This is a genomic window from Streptomyces sp. NPDC001549 (genome assembly GCF_042894025.1).
GTDB classification, from domain to species: domain Bacteria; phylum Actinomycetota; class Actinomycetes; order Streptomycetales; family Streptomycetaceae; genus Streptomyces; species Streptomyces kutzneri.
The window spans coordinates 139,218-155,600 of the sequence record NZ_JBIAVJ010000018.1 but is presented as its reverse complement, the minus strand read 5'-3'; the positions used below and the strand labels follow the sequence as shown (position 1 = coordinate 155,600).

The 16,383-nt window shown below is 70.4% G+C and carries 19 protein-coding genes and 3 pseudogenes; 7 read left to right on the top strand and 15 right to left on the bottom strand.

The genetic code is table 11. The annotated features are described in order from the left end of the window. The first annotated feature begins 10 nt into the window (after positions 1–10). Positions 11–247 (top strand): hypothetical protein, encoded by a 237-nt coding sequence (locus tag ACFY04_RS27075; RefSeq protein WP_389120430.1) that lies wholly within the window; start codon positions 11–13, stop codon positions 245–247. Positions 248–359: 112 nt separating this feature from the next. Here the strand turns inward: ACFY04_RS27075 and ACFY04_RS27070 are convergent, their stop codons facing one another. Then, entirely contained in the window at positions 360–1,313 is a 954-nt protein-coding gene (locus ACFY04_RS27070; protein WP_389120428.1) for a GlxA family transcriptional regulator, read from the bottom strand. Positions 1,314–1,555: 242 nt separating this feature from the next. Between ACFY04_RS27070 and ACFY04_RS27065 the strand changes: the two genes are divergently transcribed. Further along, complete coding sequence (locus tag ACFY04_RS27065) at positions 1,556–2,035, top strand: hypothetical protein (RefSeq protein ID WP_389120426.1); 480 nt, start codon at positions 1,556–1,558, stop codon at positions 2,033–2,035. Position 2,036: 1 nt separating this feature from the next. After that, positions 2,037–2,312, top strand: a complete 276-nt coding sequence (locus tag ACFY04_RS27060; protein ID WP_389120424.1) for a DUF3817 domain-containing protein — start codon at positions 2,037–2,039, stop codon at positions 2,310–2,312. A 9-nt stretch (positions 2,313–2,321) separates the two neighbouring features. On the opposite strand, the pseudogene ACFY04_RS27055 reads toward ACFY04_RS27060, so the two are convergent. From ACFY04_RS27055 to ACFY04_RS27025, 7 genes and pseudogenes are all read right to left on the bottom strand, one after another. Beyond that, positions 2,322–2,684: pseudogene (locus ACFY04_RS27055) on the bottom strand (M20/M25/M40 family metallo-hydrolase); the annotation flags it as partial. An 8-nt stretch (positions 2,685–2,692) separates the two neighbouring features. Continuing rightward, positions 2,693–3,394, bottom strand: a pseudogene (locus tag ACFY04_RS27050) (M20/M25/M40 family metallo-hydrolase); the annotation flags it as partial. A 141-nt stretch (positions 3,395–3,535) separates the two neighbouring features. Beyond that, the gene (locus ACFY04_RS27045) at positions 3,536–5,017 is read right to left on the bottom strand and encodes a UDP-N-acetylmuramoyl-L-alanyl-D-glutamate--2,6-diaminopimelate ligase (protein ID WP_389120422.1); all 1,482 of its coding nucleotides are present in this window, start codon (positions 5,015–5,017) and stop codon (positions 3,536–3,538) included. A 119-nt stretch (positions 5,018–5,136) separates the two neighbouring features. Next, positions 5,137–5,289 (bottom strand): hypothetical protein, encoded by a 153-nt coding sequence (locus tag ACFY04_RS27040; RefSeq protein WP_389120419.1) that lies wholly within the window; start codon positions 5,287–5,289, stop codon positions 5,137–5,139. 73 nt (positions 5,290–5,362) lie between these two features. Then, complete coding sequence (locus tag ACFY04_RS27035) at positions 5,363–5,671, bottom strand: hypothetical protein (protein ID WP_389120417.1); 309 nt, start codon at positions 5,669–5,671, stop codon at positions 5,363–5,365. A 243-nt stretch (positions 5,672–5,914) separates the two neighbouring features. Continuing rightward, complete coding sequence (locus ACFY04_RS27030; protein ID WP_389120414.1) at positions 5,915–6,088, bottom strand: hypothetical protein; 174 nt, start codon at positions 6,086–6,088, stop codon at positions 5,915–5,917. 28 nt (positions 6,089–6,116) lie between these two features. Next, positions 6,117–6,473, bottom strand: coding sequence for a PRC-barrel domain-containing protein (locus ACFY04_RS27025; RefSeq protein ID WP_389120411.1), 357 nt, complete (start codon positions 6,471–6,473; stop codon positions 6,117–6,119). 637 nt (positions 6,474–7,110) lie between these two features. On the opposite strand from ACFY04_RS27025, the gene ACFY04_RS27020 reads away from it, so the two are divergent. From ACFY04_RS27020 to ACFY04_RS27010, 3 genes are all read left to right on the top strand, one after another. Next, on the top strand, positions 7,111–8,460 hold the full coding sequence (locus ACFY04_RS27020; RefSeq protein ID WP_389120408.1) for an ice-binding family protein: 1,350 nt from the start codon (positions 7,111–7,113) through the stop codon (positions 8,458–8,460). Positions 8,461–8,698: 238 nt separating this feature from the next. Next, positions 8,699–9,310 carry a DUF5819 family protein gene (locus ACFY04_RS27015; protein WP_389120405.1) on the top strand — a complete coding sequence of 204 codons (612 nt, stop codon included), beginning with the start codon at positions 8,699–8,701 and terminating at the stop codon, positions 9,308–9,310. Beyond that, complete coding sequence (locus ACFY04_RS27010) at positions 9,300–10,520, top strand: HTTM domain-containing protein (RefSeq protein ID WP_389120403.1); 1,221 nt, start codon at positions 9,300–9,302, stop codon at positions 10,518–10,520. The genes ACFY04_RS27015 and ACFY04_RS27010 overlap by 11 nt, the downstream gene beginning before the upstream one ends. 212 nt (positions 10,521–10,732) lie before the next feature. Here ACFY04_RS27010 and ACFY04_RS27005 read toward each other — a convergent pair whose 3' ends face one another. Beyond that, positions 10,733–10,930 carry a hypothetical protein gene (locus ACFY04_RS27005; protein ID WP_389120400.1) on the bottom strand — a complete coding sequence of 66 codons (198 nt, stop codon included), beginning with the start codon at positions 10,928–10,930 and terminating at the stop codon, positions 10,733–10,735. Between the two features lie 286 nt (positions 10,931–11,216). Between ACFY04_RS27005 and ACFY04_RS27000 the strand changes: the two genes are divergently transcribed. After that, entirely contained in the window at positions 11,217–11,417 is a 201-nt protein-coding gene (locus ACFY04_RS27000; RefSeq protein ID WP_389120398.1) for a hypothetical protein, read from the top strand. A 217-nt stretch (positions 11,418–11,634) separates the two neighbouring features. Here the strand turns inward: ACFY04_RS27000 and ACFY04_RS26995 are convergent, their stop codons facing one another. The 6 genes and pseudogenes from ACFY04_RS26995 to ACFY04_RS26970 all read right to left on the bottom strand — a co-directional run bounded on the left by ACFY04_RS26995 (position 11,635) and on the right by ACFY04_RS26970 (position 16,337). Beyond that, positions 11,635–12,537 carry a helix-turn-helix domain-containing protein gene (locus ACFY04_RS26995; protein ID WP_389120395.1) on the bottom strand — a complete coding sequence of 301 codons (903 nt, stop codon included), beginning with the start codon at positions 12,535–12,537 and terminating at the stop codon, positions 11,635–11,637. Between the two features lie 71 nt (positions 12,538–12,608). After that, positions 12,609–12,824 (bottom strand): annotated as a pseudogene (locus ACFY04_RS26990) (SixA phosphatase family protein); the annotation flags it as partial. Then, positions 12,821–13,651 carry a hypothetical protein gene (locus ACFY04_RS26985; RefSeq protein WP_389120392.1) on the bottom strand — a complete coding sequence of 277 codons (831 nt, stop codon included), beginning with the start codon at positions 13,649–13,651 and terminating at the stop codon, positions 12,821–12,823. The pseudogene ACFY04_RS26990 and the gene ACFY04_RS26985, both read right to left, overlap by 4 nt. 164 nt (positions 13,652–13,815) lie before the next feature. Beyond that, positions 13,816–14,466: a thymidine kinase gene (locus ACFY04_RS26980; RefSeq protein ID WP_389120390.1), complete on the bottom strand. Its 651-nt coding sequence runs from the start codon at positions 14,464–14,466 to the stop codon at positions 13,816–13,818. Positions 14,467–14,535: 69 nt separating this feature from the next. After that, the gene (locus ACFY04_RS26975; protein WP_389120388.1) at positions 14,536–15,738 is read right to left on the bottom strand and encodes an alkaline phosphatase family protein; all 1,203 of its coding nucleotides are present in this window, start codon (positions 15,736–15,738) and stop codon (positions 14,536–14,538) included. After that, on the bottom strand, positions 15,738–16,337 hold the full coding sequence (locus ACFY04_RS26970) for a DUF5998 family protein (RefSeq protein WP_030026988.1): 600 nt from the start codon (positions 16,335–16,337) through the stop codon (positions 15,738–15,740). Before ACFY04_RS26970 ends, ACFY04_RS26975 begins: the two co-directional genes overlap by 1 nt. Positions 16,338–16,383 lie beyond the last annotated feature (46 nt).

Sequence of the window (16,383 nt, the reverse complement as noted above, 5' to 3'; positions counted from 1 at the left end):
ACCCGTCCTGGTGTTCGGCGCGGGCACCGACCACGCCCTGCCGCTCCTGTCGCCCTACCGCGGGGAGCCCACCCGGTACGAGGGCCGGCACTTTCTCGTCCGGTCCCTGCTCGTGCCGGCTCTCGCGCTCGACCTCGGCGACCGCTTCTGGTGGCCGGGACGGCCGGGCTCCACCGCCACCCGTGACACCGGCACCGGCACCGGCACCGCGCCGGACTCCCTGCAACTGGTCGGAAAGGACGGCTGACCGGCGGCCCCGCGGCGAACCCCGCCGCGCTACTCCTCACCGGCTGCAGCGGCAGGATCGGCCCCGAGCACCCGCCGAGGATTATCCGCGCCCGCCGGCGCGCCGAATTCGGTCAGGTCCGGCCCTGCGCCTGAAAGGTGCGCCGGTAGGCGTGCGGGCTGGTTCCGGTGAGGCGTTTGAAGCGTTCCCGGAACGCGGTGGGAGAACCGAAGCCGACCTGCGCGGCGATCCGTTCGACGGGGTGCGCGGTGGTCTCCAGCAGATACTGCGCCTGGCGGATCCGGGCCCGGTGCAGCCACTGCAGCGGCGAGGTGCCGGTCTGTTCGCGAAAGCGCCGGTTGAGGGTCCGGACGCTCATGCCGCCCTGTGCGGCGACGTCGTCAAGGGTGAGGTCGCGCCGGGCGTTGTCCTCCATCCAGCGCAGGAGCGGCTCCAGCACCGATCCGCGCGGGGCCGGCGGCTGGTCGTGGACGATGAACTGGGCCTGCCCGCCGTCGCGTTCCAGTGGCATGACGGACAGCCGGGCGGCGTCCGCGGCCACCGCCGAGCCGAGGTCGCGCCGGATCATGTGCAGGCACAGGTCCAGCCCGGCGGCGGCGCCGGCCGAGGTGAGCAGCTGTCCGTTGTCCACGTACAGCACCCCCGGGTCCACCTCGACGGCGGGGTGGAGCGCGGCGAGCAGCCCGGCGGCCGACCAGTGGGTGGTGGCGCGCAGGCCGTCCAGGAGTCCGGAGGCGGCCAGGACGAAGGCGCCCACACAGATGGAGGCGAGCCTGGTTCCCCGTGCGGCGGCCTGCCGCAGCGCGTCGAGAACCTCCTCGGGTACGGGCGCCGCGGGGTCGGCCACACCAGGCACGATGATCGTGTCCGCCTCGGCCAGCTCCGCCAGCGGCCACGGCGCGCGCAGCACGAACGCCCCGGCATCAACCTCCTCGGCGGGCGCGCAGACACGGACCCGGTAGGCCGGACGGCCGTCGGGACGCCGAGTCCGCGCGAACACCTCGATCGGGGTGGACAGGTCGAACGGAATCACGCCGTCCAGGGCGAGCACGACCACGGTATGCATGGCCCGACGATAGCCGGGCGCGGCATCAGCCTCTCCCCTGGATGTCGTCACAGAGGGTGGTTCTCGCAGGTCACAGCCATCCGGTGGGCTCAGATCCTGGTTGGCCACAATCCGTTGGTAGATGGCATTCCAGCCGCTTCCGGCGGCTGCACACCGCAACTAGCGTCGGTGTGCGCGCACCACCGGCCCGGTTCCCGCGGCCTTCTGACACCCGCCCACTCCTGACCACATGGATCACCCACGTGACGAAATTCCTGCTCGCCGTCCACGTCCTGGCGGCGGTCATCACCATCGGCCCGGTCACCGTCGCCGCCAGCATGTTCCCCCCGACGGCCCGCCGCGCCCTGGCCGGACCCGGCAACGCGGCGACCCTCGCCGAGGCCCGTACGCTGCACCGCATCTGCCGGGTCTACGCCGTGATCGCCGTCGTGGTGCCGGTGTTCGGCCTGGCGACAGCCCACAGCCTCCACGCACTGGGCAGCCCCTGGCTCCTGACGTCGATCGCGCTGACCGCTGCGGCCGCTGCCGTCCTCGGCTTTCTGGTGCTCCCGCGCCAGTCCGCGGCACTGACCGTCCTCGACGGCACCGCCGACCCGCGGAAGGCCGCGGCCGCCCTGCAGGCGGTGGGTCGGCTGAGCATGCACACCGGACTGTTCAACCTGCTGTGGGCCACGGTGACCGTCCTGATGATCGTCCGCCCCGGATCCACCACAGGAGCCTGACATGCACCGCCCCAGCCGGCTCCTGCGGGCCGCCGCACTCCTGGAACTCGGCAGCCTGGCCGTCCTGTTGAGCAACCTCGGCGCGCTCCACCTGCAAGCCGTCTCCTCGGCCGTAGGCCCCCTGCACGGCTGCGCCTACCTGATCGTCATCATCGCCACCGCCCGCGAGCCGCATTCGGGCCGATCGACCGTCGCGCTGTCGGCCGTCCCCGGCATCGGAGGCCTTCTCGCCCTACGCCGCCTGACCGCGCCCCGCCCGACGGTCAGCCGCCCGTGACGGGACGGCTCACCGGCCGGTTCCGCCGTCGCGGATCGCGTTCACCAGTCCGGTGACGAGATGCGCCCGCTCCGCCATCGCGTCGACCACCAGGTACTCGTGGTCGGCATGAGCACCGCCGCCGACCGCTCCCAGGCCGTCGAGCGTAGGCACCCCCAACGCGCCCGTGAAGTTGCCGTCGCTGCCGCCACCGACCGCCTCGCCCTCGATGCCCGGCAGCAGTCGCCGCGCCATCCCGAACAACTCCGCCGACGCGGACTCCGGCATCGGGGGCCGGCCCACGGCCCCCCGGACCACGATCTCCGCCTCGTCCAGATGCGGAGCCAGTGCCGCCATCGCCGACTCGACCGCTCCTTCTCCCGGGCCGACTCGACCCGGACATCGACCAGCACCGTCGCCTCCGCCGGAACGACGTTGTCCGAGGTTCCCGCCGACGCCACGGTCGGCGTCACCGTCGTCCCGATCTCCGGCCGGCTCAGCGCCGCGATGTCCAGCACCTGGTACGCCGCCTCGACCAGCGCGTTCACCCCGGCCTCCGGCTCCAGCCCCGCATGCGCCGCCCGCCCCTTGATGAGCACCTCGAACGTGCCGCACCCCTTGCGGCCCGTCTTCAGGCCCCCGCCGTCGGCCGCACCCTCGAACACGAGCACCGCGCCGCAGGCGCGGGCCCGCTCCTCGATCAGAGCCCGGGAGGAACCGGAACCGACCTCCTCATCGGCGGTCACCAGAACCTCCACGCCCGACAGGTCGTCCAGCGCCGCCAGGCCGTGTACGGCCTGAACCAGACCACCGAGCATGTCGAAGACCCCAGGGCCCGTCGCATGCCCGCCCTCCACCCGGAAGGGGCGGCGCTGCAGCGTGCCCAGCGGGAAGACCGTGTCATGGTGACCGAGGATCAGGACCCGGGGATCACCTCCGCCCGACCAGTGCACGTGCGGCCCGGCCTGGCTCTCCACCAGGACGGCCCGCCCACCCAGCCGGCTCTCGATGACCGCCGCCACAGCGCGGGCCGAAGCGTTCAGGGCATCGAGGTCACGCGACGGGGACTCGGCCTGAACGAGCGTACGCAAGTCCTCAAGCATCGCGTCAACACTCACAGCAGCGCTCCGGTACATCTTCATGCCCTCAAAATACAAGGCACGCCCGGCGGGCCCTGGACCCGACTACTGAACGCACTTGGGCGCCCCGACACCGCGGCAACGGCCTGACCGGCACGACACCCCCTAGGTCTGGGCCAGTTCGCGCACCGTGGCCATATCGCTGAAGGGGAGCAGCTCCTCGCCGACGATCTGGTGCGGTTCGCTGCCCTTGCCGGCGATCAGGACCGTGTCGTCGGGGCCTGCCGCGGACAGGGCGAAGGCGATCGCCTGGCGGCGGTCGGCGTAGCGCCGGAAGGGGGTGCCGGTCGCCGTGAGGCCGGGGGAGACCTGGTCCAGGATGGCCTCGGGGTCCTCGTTGCGGGGGTTGTCCGAGGTCAGGACACAGAGGTCGGAGTGGGTCCCGGCGATCTGGCCCATCTCGGCCCGTTTGGTGGTGTCGCGGTCCCCGCCGCAGCCGAAGACCGTGATCACCCGGCCGCGGGCGAAGCCCCGGATGGTGGTCAGGACCTTCTCCAGGGAGTCCGGCGAGTGGGCGTAGTCCACGATCACCGACGTGCCCAGCGGGGTCCGGAAGCGTTCCAGTCGGCCCGGGACTGGCGGCATCCGGTCGAGCGCGTCGACCAGGGGGCCCAGCTCGTGCCCCAGCACGTGGCAGGCTGCCACCGTGGCCAGCGCGTTGGCCACCGAGAACCGGCCGGGGACGGGGATCGAAGCCGGGTAGGCGCGTCCGTCGTGCCGGAGGGTGAACCGCGTACCCGAGGCAGTCACCACGAGGTCGGTGGCCCGGTAGTCGGCCGGGCGGTCCAGGGCGTACGTGGTCACCGCACCCGGCATCATCGACACGATGGACGCGCCCACCGGATCGTCGGCGTTGACCACCGCACGCCGGCACAGGCCCTGGAAGAGACGCAGTTTGGCGTCCCGGTAGTGAGCCATCGTCCCGTGGTCGTCCAGATGGTCCTGCGTGAGGTTGGTGAAGACCCCGACGTCGATGAACGTACGGTCCACGCGGTGCGTCAGCAGCGCCATCGAGGTGGCCTCCAGCACCACGCCGGCGGCCCCGCGGTCGCGCATGTACCCCAACAGGTACTGCAGGTCGGGAGATTCCGGCGTGGTCAGCACCGACGGAGGCATGGGGATCGGCTCATCGCCGATCCTGCTTCCGGCGGTTCCGATCACTCCCACCCGGGAGCCCTCGGCGATCCGCAGGACGGACTCGACCATGTACGAGACGGAGGTCTTCCCGTTGGTGCCGGTGATCGCCACCATGTCCATCTGCCTCCCGGGCTCGCCGAAGTAGCGGGAGGTCACCACCGCGGCGGCCGTCCGCGTGTCGGGGACCCGGACGGCGCAGGTGCCCGGGGGCCATACCGCGGCCTGCAGGGCGGGCTCGCTGCCGTCGACGAGTACGGCGGCGGCGCCCCGGGCCAGGGCGGGCGGGACGGAGGCGGGGCCGCCCTCCCGGTGTCCGGGTACGGCGATGAAGAGCGAGCCCGGCGTCACCCGGTCGGCGTCGAAGGTGGTTCCCGCGGTGATCATCGTCGTGTCCGGATCACCCTGGAGGACGTGGTGCTCCTGCCCGGCCAGCAAATCGCTCAGCTTCACAATGGTCCCTTCGAGGGGGCTCGGGCCCGGGCGTGCGGCCGTAGCCAGGCGGCAGCGCCGGCGGCATGCCGGGAAGCTGCTGTGGTGATGTGGAGCGGAGAAGCCGGAGGCGCGAAGCGCTAGCCGTGGCCGTGCAGGGCCGTACGGCGCGTCTTGGGCGGTACGGCCTGGTCCGTGCCGGCCGGGTCGACGACGGTCGGAACCCCGGCGGCCGGGCGCATCCCGGAGGCGGCCTGCTGCAGGCACTGCCTCGAGGAACGTGTGCGACCCATGGGCCGAGTGTACGGCCCGCCCGGCGGCCCGGGATCCGCCTCGGCCGCCGGTACCGTGCCGTCCCGCCCCGGGTCACATGGGACGGTCGCCGAAATGGTGCACGACGATCCAGTAGTCGTCGTCCTCCTCGGTGAGGGCGCACAGCCGTCGCCCGTCCGAGGACATCGCGATGACCATGGAGCCGGCCCCGGGTACGAGGGCGGCGGAGAGCGCGGTGTGCGCGGTGCGGCGCACCCGGACCCAGTCGCGATCGGCCCCCCGGACCAGGAAGCAGCCCTCGTCATCGATGACGGCAGCGGTCCGCGCGTGCTCCAGCCACAGGCGGTCGGCCTCCTCCAGCACCTCCGGAGCCGTGCGCGCCACGGTGGCCCGCGGGGCCACCTCGACGTTGACGACGGCCTTGAAGGCCCGCGCGTACGAGGGCAGCCCTTCGGCGACGCCCGATGGTCAAGACGCTGGGGGTGCGCCCGACCCCCTCGACGGCGCCGGGGTCGGGCGCACCCTACGTCCCGAATGCCGCCCCGGCCGTCATCCCGCCCGCAGTAGGGGCCGTTTCAGCGCGGCTACGACCTGATCTTCGGCCGCCCGCAGCCGGCCTGACCGCCCGCTCCCCCAGGAGAGGTCTCAGCGCAGTGTGTGGTGATGTCGGCCGGAGCGTCGGATGTGCAAGACCAGGTACACCAGGGCGGCGACGAACACCACGATGCCGATGATCAGCAGGTAGAGCAGCCCTTCGGCGACAGCGCCGATGATGCCCAGCACGATCGCCACGATGACGAGGATCAGGAAGAGCACCATGCCGTAAGGCACCTCCTCGATAGGCCGGTCAGCGGCGGGCGAGCTGCCGCTCACCGTTCGCGCCCGGCTGGTAGGGCAGGCCATAATGCGCGAACACCGCGGCCTCGTCCTCAACGGGCAGGACATCGTCCGTCCCGATCGCCGGGCACTTCTTCACGAGAGACCGGTCATAGTCGACCTTGACGTAGCCCGGCCCGACGATCGCGCCGTTCAGCGGGACGAAGACCAGGTGGCGGCGGGTGGGCAGCCCTACCTGGACGGTGGCCATGGCCGGCTCGTCGGTGCTGGTGTCCACGTAGACGGCCTCCAGCGTGCCGATCTTATGGCCGCCGGCGTCGACGACGTCGTGGGTCCGCCACTCACGGACATCCGCGCTCTGGATCATCCCCGGCTTCCCTTCGCACGGCGGCGCACCCGATCCGGTGCACTTCCCAGCCTGCCCCGCAAAACCCGCCCACACCAGCCTGGCCGCCCGCCGCTCCATCCCGGGCGGCCGGCCACGACGTCATGACCGGTTTCCCTGCTCGGCGGCTCATCACGCGCGGAGCCCCCCATGAACCACCGGAAGCGTGACCCTCACCCAAGCGGGTAAGGGGTGACGCCTTCCTGTTGTCTTGGCCAGTCCGAAGCGAGGGCACCCGACAGCTCTGCCAGAGCCAAGCGAATTGGCGACGAACCGGACGCCACGCCCGCCTGCTGCGGGTTCGCGAGATCACCTCACTGGCGGTACATCTCCGTGAGCGGCGGTTGGATTTATTTGGGCAGGTGTGCGGCGCTGCCTCGTGCGAGTTAATCTAGCTCTGTCCATTCGGGGGTAATGTCGGATGATCGACAATGTGAGTCTGATTATTTTCAGCGCGATTTCAGCTGTGGAATGCGTTTATATTAACCCCCCCTCCGCGCCTTGCCCATTATTGGTGCGCGAAATTTCCTGCGTAATATGCGGCAGCGACACACCAGGGTTTCCCGGGCAAACGGTAGGGCCCGGTACGCCACGGCTCCCCACAGGAAATGGCCTCTTGATGAAGCTGAAAATCCAGGCGGCTCGGCGCCGCACTCTGTCCGGCTGGCTGTCCTCGGCCGTCGCCGTCACGGTTGCCGCTGTAATGGTCGCCGGATTGCCGACGCAGGCAATGGCCATCGCGACACCCGTACCGCTGGGCACCACCGCCAGCTACTCCGTCCTGGCAGGTCAGGGAGTCACGAACACCGGCCCCACGGTGATCGACCACGACCTGGGGACGCACCCGAACCCGGCCATCACCGGAAACCCGCTGGTGCTCGGTGCCGTGCACCCTGCGGACGCTCATGCCCTCCAGGCCAAGAGCGATCTGATCGTGGCGTACAACAACGCGGCCGGCCAGGCCGAGGACTTCGACCTTCCGGCAGCCATCGGCACGGGATCGTCCGGCCCCTCAGAGCTGATTCCGGGCGTCTACACGAGGGACCCCGCCGGCAGTGTGGGACTGATCGGCGACCTGGTCCTGAACGCCGGGGGAAACCCCAACGCGGTCTGGGTCTTCCAGATTCCTACAGCCCTGACGACGGCAACCTCCAGCCGGATCCTCCTCACGAACGGCGCTTCGCCGTGCAACGTGTTCTGGCAGATCGGGAGTTCGGCGACGCTCAACACCAACACCACCTTCGTGGGCACCATCATGGCGCTGACCTCGATCTTCCTGCGAACTGGAACGAACATCGAGGGCCGGGCACTGGCGCGTAACGGCGAGGTGACGATGGACAGCAACAGGATCTTCCTCGGCGGCTGCGCCACTGGCGGAACGACCACCGGCACGACGACCGGCACGACCACCGGCACGACCACCGGCACGACGACCGGCACGACCACCGGCACGACGACCGGCACGACCACCGGCACGACGACCGGCACGACCGCCGGAACGCCGACCCCCGGATCGACGACCGGTACGACCGTGGGTCTGATCGGTGGCGGCCTCCTGGGCGGGCCGATCGTCGACCTCGTGTCGGGCGGCACCTCGGGGAACATCGCCGGCAACACCTCCGGAAACACCGCGGGCAACACGGCCGGGAACACGACCGGCGGCAACACGACCGGCGGCAACACGACTGGCGGGACCATCACCGGGGGCAACGTCACCGGCGGGCACGGCGGTCAGCCCGGCGGTCCGGACCACGGCGGGCCGGACAATGGCGGGCCGGACAATGGCGGCCCGGGCCACGGCGGGCCGGACCACGGCGGCCTGGAGCACCACGGGCCGGAGCACGGCGGCCCGGGCAACGGGCACGACGAGGGACCCGGTAAGCCGGGCCACGACCACGACCACGACCACGACGGGAAGCCCGGCGACCACTACGGCTACGGCAACAAGCCCGCGGGCCACGAGGGCTAGGCAGCAGGCTGCACGAAGCCCGTTCATCGAACGGCGCGCGGCGGAATCCTCATCGAATCCGCCGCGCGCCGTCGGTCAGAGTCGCAGAGACCTCAGGCGATCAGCAGACATGAGAAAGACCGGGTGGGCGGTGTCGAGCAGAATTGAATCTGCGGACGTGAAGGAACTCCATCAGTCCGATTCCGGTCCGGTCCCCCAGCAGCACCATGACGAAGCGGTCAGACCGGATAAGCCGCCCATGGGCGTTCGTACGGCGAAAGCAGGGCTGCGCACCGCCGTAGTCCTCTGCCTGGTGACGGCTCTGGTCCACGTCGTCCTGGTGTTCCTTCATGTGGCCCCCTCCAACCCCGTATCGAAGCGGTACAGCTCGCAGGTCAACGGATGGGTGTTCCCGCTCTTCGAGCAGAATTGGCGGCTCTTCGCCCCGGACCCCGACTCCTTCAACCGAAAGATCCTGGCGAGAACCGCACACACCGACTCCAAAGGATCGGTGCAGGTAACCCCCTGGTTCGACCTGGCTGCCGTGGACCATTCCGCAGTCGACCACAATGCATTTCCGAGCCACACGTCCCAGAACCTTCTGCGCCGCGCCTGGACCTCCTACGTCGAGACACACGGAGGAAGCGACACGGCACGCTCGGAACGGGCCGTGATGTTGCAGACGTACCTGCGCAACATCGCCGCGGACCGCGTCGCCGCCCACAACGACGGCGGCGCTTTCGACTTCATTCAGCTCCGGGTCGTCACACTGCCCGTCGCCGCGCCCGGCACACCGGCCGGAAACCGCCCGCCGGCACCCACCGAGGACCGGCTCCTGCCCTGGTGGAAGGTGACCTCCCATGGGAAATGACCAGATCCCCCAGCCCCCCTCCACAGCAGCCACGCCGCCCCGGCCTGCGGCCCAGGAGACTTCGATCGCCGGCACGGCCCACCGGTGGCTCCTCAACCGGATCGGCGATCTGTGGGGGCTTCTCACCGACCGTCCGATCTCCCTGTACGCCGCGTCGGTTCTGCGCATCGGCTACGGGCTGCTCTACCTGGTCTTCCTGCTTCGCGAGTTCCCGCACCGTGAGGAGATCTGGGGCCCCGGCTCCCCCTGGACACCCGCGCTGGCACAGCAGCTCTTCGCGCAGACGGGCTGGAACAGCATCCTGATCCTGTCCGACAGCCATGCCTACTTCGAGCTCTGCTACGTGACGGCCCTCGTCACGTCCGCGCTGTTCATGCTGGGCTGGCGGACCCGCGCCATGTCCATCCTCTTCGCCCTCGTGGTGACCTCGTTCCATGCCAGGTCGATCTTCATGACGGACGGGGGCGACAACCTGATCCTGCTGATGGCCCTCTACCTCGTCCTCACCGCGTGCGGTCGGCACTGGTCCCTGGACGCACGCCGAGAGCGGCTCAGGACAGCCCGTGCGGGCAACGCGCCGGAGCCCGTGAGGAGCTTGTACGCACAGCAACTCCGAGACGCTCGCATCACCTTGACCACGGTGGTGCACAACTGCGGCGTCCTCGTCATCGCGGCACAGGTCTGCTTCCTCTACGGATCAGCCGGCCTGTACAAGATCCAGGGCCCTACCTGGGGCGGCGGCACCGCTCTCCACTACGCGCTGAACCTCGAACTCTTCCAGCCCTGGCCGGCACTCTCCCACCTCGTGGACGAGTACCCGCTGGTGATCGCGATCGCCGGCTACGTGACGGTGCTCTTGCAGGTGGCCTTCCCGTTCGTGCTCTTCGGCCGGCTCAAGTACCCCGTTCTGACCGTGCTGCTGGGCATGCACATCGGCATCGCAGTGCTCTTGGGACTGCCCCTCTTCTCCGGCGCGATGATCGTTGCGGACGCCGTGTTCCTTCCGGACCGCTTCTACGCCTTCCTGCCTCACCTGTGGCGACGCGCAGCACAGCGCACAGGAATGCGGCGACCGGCACCCGGCCGAGCAGCGGGATCCGGAACCGTACCTCCACAGGGCAGGGCCTGCGTACCCGGCACCAAGCATCGAGCCGCTCCTGCACCGAAGGACACCACGATGGCCACCGGGCTCGCGTCCGAGCAGAGCTGAGCAGCCGCGCGGACCGCAAAAGAATCGGTATGCCAGGCAGCATCTGGCCTGCGCGGGCGACGGCGGCCCCTGACGCCAGGGCCGGAATCAGGGGCCGGAATCAGGGGCCGGAATCAGGGGCCGTCACACACCTACCGCCTTGGGGGTGTGGGGCCGGGACAGGTGTTGGCGGTCAACGGCGCGGGCGTTGCCAGATCCCGCGTCTGGGTCCATCAGGTGTGCAGACGGCTGTTGGGGCCGTCCTGATCGCCGACGCTCTCGTCGCTGAACCAGTAATCACCGGCGGCCAGGTACCGGAACGAATGCGTGCTCTCGCTCGGCAGCTCGACCGTTACGGCCCGCTTCCCGTCCTTGCGCGGCCGCAGGGTGTGGGCACCGGGCTGCCAGTCGTTTGAAGTCGCCCACCACACTGACCGCGCCGGGCGGGGTGTCGGCGGGCAGGACGAAGGTGACTTCCGTGCGGTCCTTGTGCAGCGTGCGCTCCAGCATGAGACGGGCTCCTGACAGCAGAGGGCGGGCGGGAATCGCGCCCATCCTCGGCACTGAGCGGCCGGCCCGCCTTCCGACGCCGCCACATCGGGGAGGGGAGTCACCCGCGCGCCTCGCTTCGCAGTCGAAATGATGCAGACCGTCGCGGCGCGTGTCAGCGTCGTACGAGAGGAATCCGTACCCCACGCATCAAGAGGAGTCGCCGTCATGGGCGGTACGCAGGACAAGCCCAAGCAGCCGGGCAAGGGCAGCGAGGCGCAGGAGCACCATCGCTCCGGAGACCCCGCTCGCCCCCAGCCGGGCAAGTCGTCCCGCGAGCAGGGCCAGAAGCAGGGCCAGAAGGAGACCTCGCGCCGCCGCGAGGACGACCTGCTGCGCGAAGAGGACCTGCACGACGAGAACCTCTGACCAGAACACCACTCGCACACGCCCAGGGCCCGGCCGCCGGCCCGCAGTCACCCCGGACGGGTCCTGTCACGTACCGCCCGGCTAAGGCCTGCCCTTGACAGACAGGGGCTGAAGCTCGATCAACCACACAGGCCGTCCGGGCCGCCGTTCGGCGGCTGAGCCCCAGGACACATCGTCCGGGGGCTCAGCCGCCGAACGGCCCGTACCGCAACGATGCTCACGGGTTCGGCAGGGTCAGCGCATGGGCATCTGGCGACGATTCTGGGCCGGCGTACGCCTTGATGGCTTCCTCGATGAAACTCCGGGTACCGTCCGGGCTCAGAGCCTGGGCCTGCAAGTGCGCGTACATGTCGCTGTAGCGTCGCACGTCGGATCGTTTCTCCAGATAGAGGTCGCTGGTGAACCTCTCCACATACACCACGCTGCCATCGGCGGCCTCGGCGAACTCAAGCAGCGTGAACTGTCCCGAGACACCCGGGTGCGCACCCACCTCGTGAGGGAGAACCTGCACGGTGATGTGTGGCTGGGCGCTGAAGTGGGTCAGATGCTCCAGCTGTTCGCGCATGACCTCGCGGCTGCCCACGACGCGCCACAGCGCCGAGGCGTCCAGCACGACCCATAAGCGCAGCGGGTTGCCCGGGGCGCGCAGCCGGTCCTGGCGCCGCATCCGCACCTCTAGGCGTGTGGCTGCCTGTCCGGCAGTGGCGCGAGGGATCGTTCCTGCGATGACCGCCCGTGCATAGGCAGAGGTCTGCAGCAGGCCGGGGATCACCTGGGGCTCGTAGCACCGGACCGCGGCCGCCTCGGTCTCCAGGCCGATGTAGGCGCCGTACGGAATGTCGTCGTAGGCGTCCCACCAGGCCTGCCGACCCGATTCACTGGCCATCTGCATCAGTTGGTCAACACGCCGCTGATCCCGGACTCCGTACAGTCCGCAGAGATCCCGCACATCGCGTGGCTTGACGATGCGGCGGCCGTTCTCCAGCAGACTGATCTTGGGCTGGGAAATCAACAGGCGTGCCGCCACCTGCTGCGTCGTCATACCGCTGATCTCCCGGAGCCGACGTAGCTCCGACCCCAGTCGGCGCCTGCTGATGGTGGGATTGACAGTGACACCCACGGGGGCATACCTCCACTCCAAGAACCTTGCGCTGGCGAGAAGACTGCCACGGCCAGGGCTGCTGGATCCGCCTTGGCCCCACGTCGGTCCCACGTCTGGCGGGTGCGGCGGGCGGAGGAGCACACGACGAGGTCGGGAACGCAGTCGGCCTCGCGCAGCCAGCGGCCGGCTTCCGGTGCTTCGCGGCGGCCGCGCGGGGCGAGCGGCCGCTCGGAGTCGGGCATCTCCGGCCAGGCGGACTTGGCGTGCCGCAGGACGACCAGGCGCCGGGACTCATCCGACGTCATGGCGTCGCCTGGTGCTGGTGGCCGACCTCGCGCGCGAGGTCCAGCCCGAGGACGCGGTCGAGGAAGGCGAACGTCTCGAACTTGGCGCCGGCCGGCACGTCGGCGCGCGTCGCCACGCCGATCAGCGTGTCCAGGACAGCGGGGACGCCGAGGTCATCGGCGAGCGCGGCATGAGCCTGCCGCAGCACGTCGGCAGGGATCGGCCTGGACGGCTCCTGCGCCCAGTCGGCCACCTGCTGCCGCCAGCACCCCAGCGTCCGCCGGGCCTCTTCGAGCGCGGCGCTGGTGACCGTGACCGGCGTGCTGTGGGCGTGGCCGAGCAACAGCAGCCGCACAGCCAGCGGATCGGTCCCCGCTGGGGCGAATGCGTCCAGGAGACCCGGGGCGGTGAGGTGGCCACGGTCCGGGACGCCCCCGTCCGGTGGTGCTGGGCTGACCTGGCCCACATCGATCCAGACCCCGCCGACGGCGTCCTGTCCGGGGGTGCCGTGAGCGAGCACGTGCACATCGGCAGCGGCGCAAAGCGCCTCGGTCAGATCATGTCCACCGACGGTGGCGGGCGGGTGGATGCCAAGATCGGACATGACGCGATCGAGCGCCTGGGCTTGCTCGTCCGGCAGTTCCGGTGTGATGAGGACCGTCTGGGACTCCAGGCCATGCAGCTCTGCGGTGCGCGCCAGCACGTCGCCGACCAGGGGCGTCCGTACGTGCACCACCCCGATCTCGGTGTCGATGACCGGCAGGTGGACGCAGATGCGCAGCAGGTGGCGGTGCGCGGAGGGAATCTCCACGGAGCGGCCGGTGCGGGTGTCGGCGATACGCAGCATGATGTGGAGGCTAGTCCTGGAAACCTCCGGCACCGGGGAGGACCTGACCACGACGCCGACGTTGTGGCATACCGCGCGTCGCACGATCGCGGGACCCGCGCCAGTTCAGCCCAGGAAGCCGGTCGGCAGGCAGGAGCCCAGGGCACTAGGACCGAGATGGGCGGTCAGGCGTGGTTGACCGGGAGGACGTCCGGGGAGAGGGCGCCCGCGTGGGCCGCGGCCGAGGTCATCCGCTTGCGGTGGTGACGGCGGCAGAGGACCTCGTAACCGATCTCCTCCGCCGGACGGTTCACGTCGCCGACCACCACTTGGGCGCCCTCGACCACCATCTCCCCGCCCACCGTACGGGCGTTGTGCGTGGCACGGGCACCGCACCAGCACAGGGCCTCCACCTGGAGCTGCTCCAGCCGGTCCGCCAGCTCGATCAGGCGCTGCGAACCCGGGAAGAGCTTCGTCCGGAAGTCCGTCGTGATGCCGAACGCGAAGACGTCCATATCCAAGTCGTCCACGATGCGCGCCAGTTGATCGATCTGGACGGGGGCCAGGAACTGGGCCTCGTCCACGATCACGTAGTCCGCCCTGCCGCCCTTGGAGATCTGCGCGACCAGGTAGGCGTACAGGTCCATGCCCTCCGGCGCCTCGACCGCCTCCGTCACCAGACCCAGCCGCGAGGACAGCTTGCCCTCACCCGCCCGGTCGTCACGGGTGAAGATCACGCCCTGGAGCCCCCGCGCGTCACGGTTGTGCGCGATCTGGAGCGCCAGAGTGCTCTTTCCGCAGTCCATCGTTCCGGAGAAGAACACCAGCTCGGGCATGGGAAGTACGAGACCTTTCGGGTCGTGGGCAGGGGGTGGGCGGCGGGTCGGGCGCTGGGCCGACGAGAGTCAGGTGCGGATTTCGAGCAGCGGGACGAGCTGCTCCGCCGCGGTCATGGAGCCGTGCATTCCGGCCAGGGCGGATTCGTTCGGCTCGTTGCGCGAGGCAGTGATCGCGACATCGGCCTGGGCGGCCGCCACCACGTCACCGATGCGCCCGAGCACGCGCTGGTCGCACTCCCCCGGCGTGCCGAACCAGCCCAGTTCCAGGGCCTCTTCGCGGCTCGCGACCCAGAACCGGTCGCCGAGCACCTCGCGCCACACGGTCAGTACGTCGGCCTCGGCGCCCGGCACCACGTACACGTGCCGGGCCCGGCCCTCGCCGCCCAGCAGGGCGACGCCGGCGCTCAGCTCCCAGTCCTCGTCGAAGTCGAACCGGGAGTCCTCGTCGAAGGGGACGTCGACCATGCCGTGGTCCGCGGTCACGTACAGGGCGGTGCGCGGCGGCAGCTGCTCGGCGAGCCGCTGGACGAGCCGGTCCACGTACATCAGCTGGCCGCGCCACGCGTCGGAGTCCACGCCGTGCCGGTGGCCGGCCCCGTCGAGCTCGCTGTAGTACGTGTAGACGAGCGAGCGGTCACCGGCCGCGAGACGCTCGGCCGCCAGGTCCATCCGCTCCTCGCCGGTCATCCGGCCGAGGAAGGTGCCGCCGCTCAGCGCGATCTTGGTGAGCGGGGTGGTCTGGAAGGCGGGCGAGGACACCTGGGCGGTCGCCACCCCGGCCTTGTCGGCCTGCTGGAAGACGGTCGGGTACGGCTGCCAGGGCTTCGGCGCGGTCCACGGGTGCCAGCGGAGCTGGTTCATGAGTTCGCCGGTGGCGGGGTTGCGGACGGCGTAGCCGGGCAGGCCGTGGCGGGCCGGCGGCAGGCCGGTGCCCACGGAGGCGAGCGAGGTGGCGGTGGTCGCCGGGAAGCCCGCGGTGATCGGGCGGCCGGTGCCGCCGCGCGAGCTGCCGAGCAGGGAGGTGAGGTACGGGGCCTCGTCCGGGTGGGCCTTGATCTGCTCCCAGCCCATGCCGTCGACCAGGAACACGCAGTTCCGGTCGGCCGGGGTCAGCTCGGTGATGGCGGCGGTGAACCCGGGGACGCCCTGGCCCGCCACGAGCGTGGGCAGCAGGTCGGCGAGCGACCCGGCGCCGTACTCCGGGACGGGGGCGCCGGCCAGGTCCAGCAGCTCCGGCTCGGGCCACTCCTGTGCCGCGGAGTACGCCATCAGCGGGCGGAGGTGGAAGACGTCGCCGCTGTCGCCTCGCTGAGCGCCTGCGCGAAGACCAGGGTCTGGCGCACCGCCTCCGGGCCGTCGCCGGCCTCGCTGACCCGCAGGCTGAGGTCGTCGGCGGTGGAGTTGCCGGTGTAGCCGTGGTCGGAGTCGCAGTTCGGGTCGCCGCAGGCGGCCGGCTCCAGGTCGATCCGGGAGACCGCGCCCCAGCCGATGGTCAGGACGACCTCGCGGGGCAGGGTGCCGGGGGTGTAGGACTCCGGGTTGGCGACGACACGGCTGAGCACCACGGAGGAGATGCTGGACAGCTTGACCGACTCGGTGGAGGTGGTCGCGTACGGGGAGGGGGACCCGGCGTCGGCGGCCTGCTCGTCGGTGTGGCTGACGATGAAGCGGTTGCCGGTCAGGACCAGCACGGTGACGTGACGGCGCACCTCGTTGGAGTCGAAGGTCGTCTCCTGGTGGACCAGGTACGACGAAATCGGCTCGCCGCCCACCGCGGCCTCCACGGCCTCGGCCACGAGGGCCGGGTAGTAGCCGCTGCGCTCGATCGCCGTGCGCAGCCCCTGGGTCGTCGTACCGGATTTCGCCATGAGGTCCATCCTAAGGCCCGTGCGGGGCCCTCAGGCCGCGCCGTAC

Excerpts from the sequence above, each read along its gene's own strand:
- ACFY04_RS27070 (WP_389120428.1), bottom strand. The coding sequence starts at position 1,313 with ATGCATACCGTGGTCGTGCTCGCCCTGGACGGCGTGATTCCGTTCGAC.
- ACFY04_RS27060 (WP_389120424.1), top strand. The coding sequence starts at position 2,037 with ATGCACCGCCCCAGCCGGCTCCTGCGGGCCGCCGCACTCCTGGAACTC.
- ACFY04_RS27040 (WP_389120419.1), bottom strand. The coding sequence starts at position 5,289 with ATGGGTCGCACACGTTCCTCGAGGCAGTGCCTGCAGCAGGCCGCCTCC.
- ACFY04_RS27030 (WP_389120414.1), bottom strand. The coding sequence starts at position 6,088 with ATGGTGCTCTTCCTGATCCTCGTCATCGTGGCGATCGTGCTGGGCATC.
- ACFY04_RS27025 (WP_389120411.1), bottom strand. The coding sequence starts at position 6,473 with ATGATCCAGAGCGCGGATGTCCGTGAGTGGCGGACCCACGACGTCGTC.
- ACFY04_RS27020 (WP_389120408.1), top strand. The coding sequence starts at position 7,111 with ATGAAGCTGAAAATCCAGGCGGCTCGGCGCCGCACTCTGTCCGGCTGG.
- ACFY04_RS27015 (WP_389120405.1), top strand. The coding sequence starts at position 8,699 with ATGGGCGTTCGTACGGCGAAAGCAGGGCTGCGCACCGCCGTAGTCCTC.
- ACFY04_RS27010 (WP_389120403.1), top strand. The coding sequence starts at position 9,300 with ATGGGAAATGACCAGATCCCCCAGCCCCCCTCCACAGCAGCCACGCCG.
- ACFY04_RS27000 (WP_389120398.1), top strand. The coding sequence starts at position 11,217 with ATGGGCGGTACGCAGGACAAGCCCAAGCAGCCGGGCAAGGGCAGCGAG.
- ACFY04_RS26985 (WP_389120392.1), bottom strand. The coding sequence starts at position 13,651 with ATGCTGCGTATCGCCGACACCCGCACCGGCCGCTCCGTGGAGATTCCC.
- ACFY04_RS26980 (WP_389120390.1), bottom strand. The coding sequence starts at position 14,466 with ATGCCCGAGCTGGTGTTCTTCTCCGGAACGATGGACTGCGGAAAGAGC.
- ACFY04_RS26975 (WP_389120388.1), bottom strand. The coding sequence starts at position 15,738 with ATGGCGTACTCCGCGGCACAGGAGTGGCCCGAGCCGGAGCTGCTGGAC.
- ACFY04_RS26970 (WP_030026988.1), bottom strand. The coding sequence starts at position 16,337 with ATGGCGAAATCCGGTACGACGACCCAGGGGCTGCGCACGGCGATCGAG.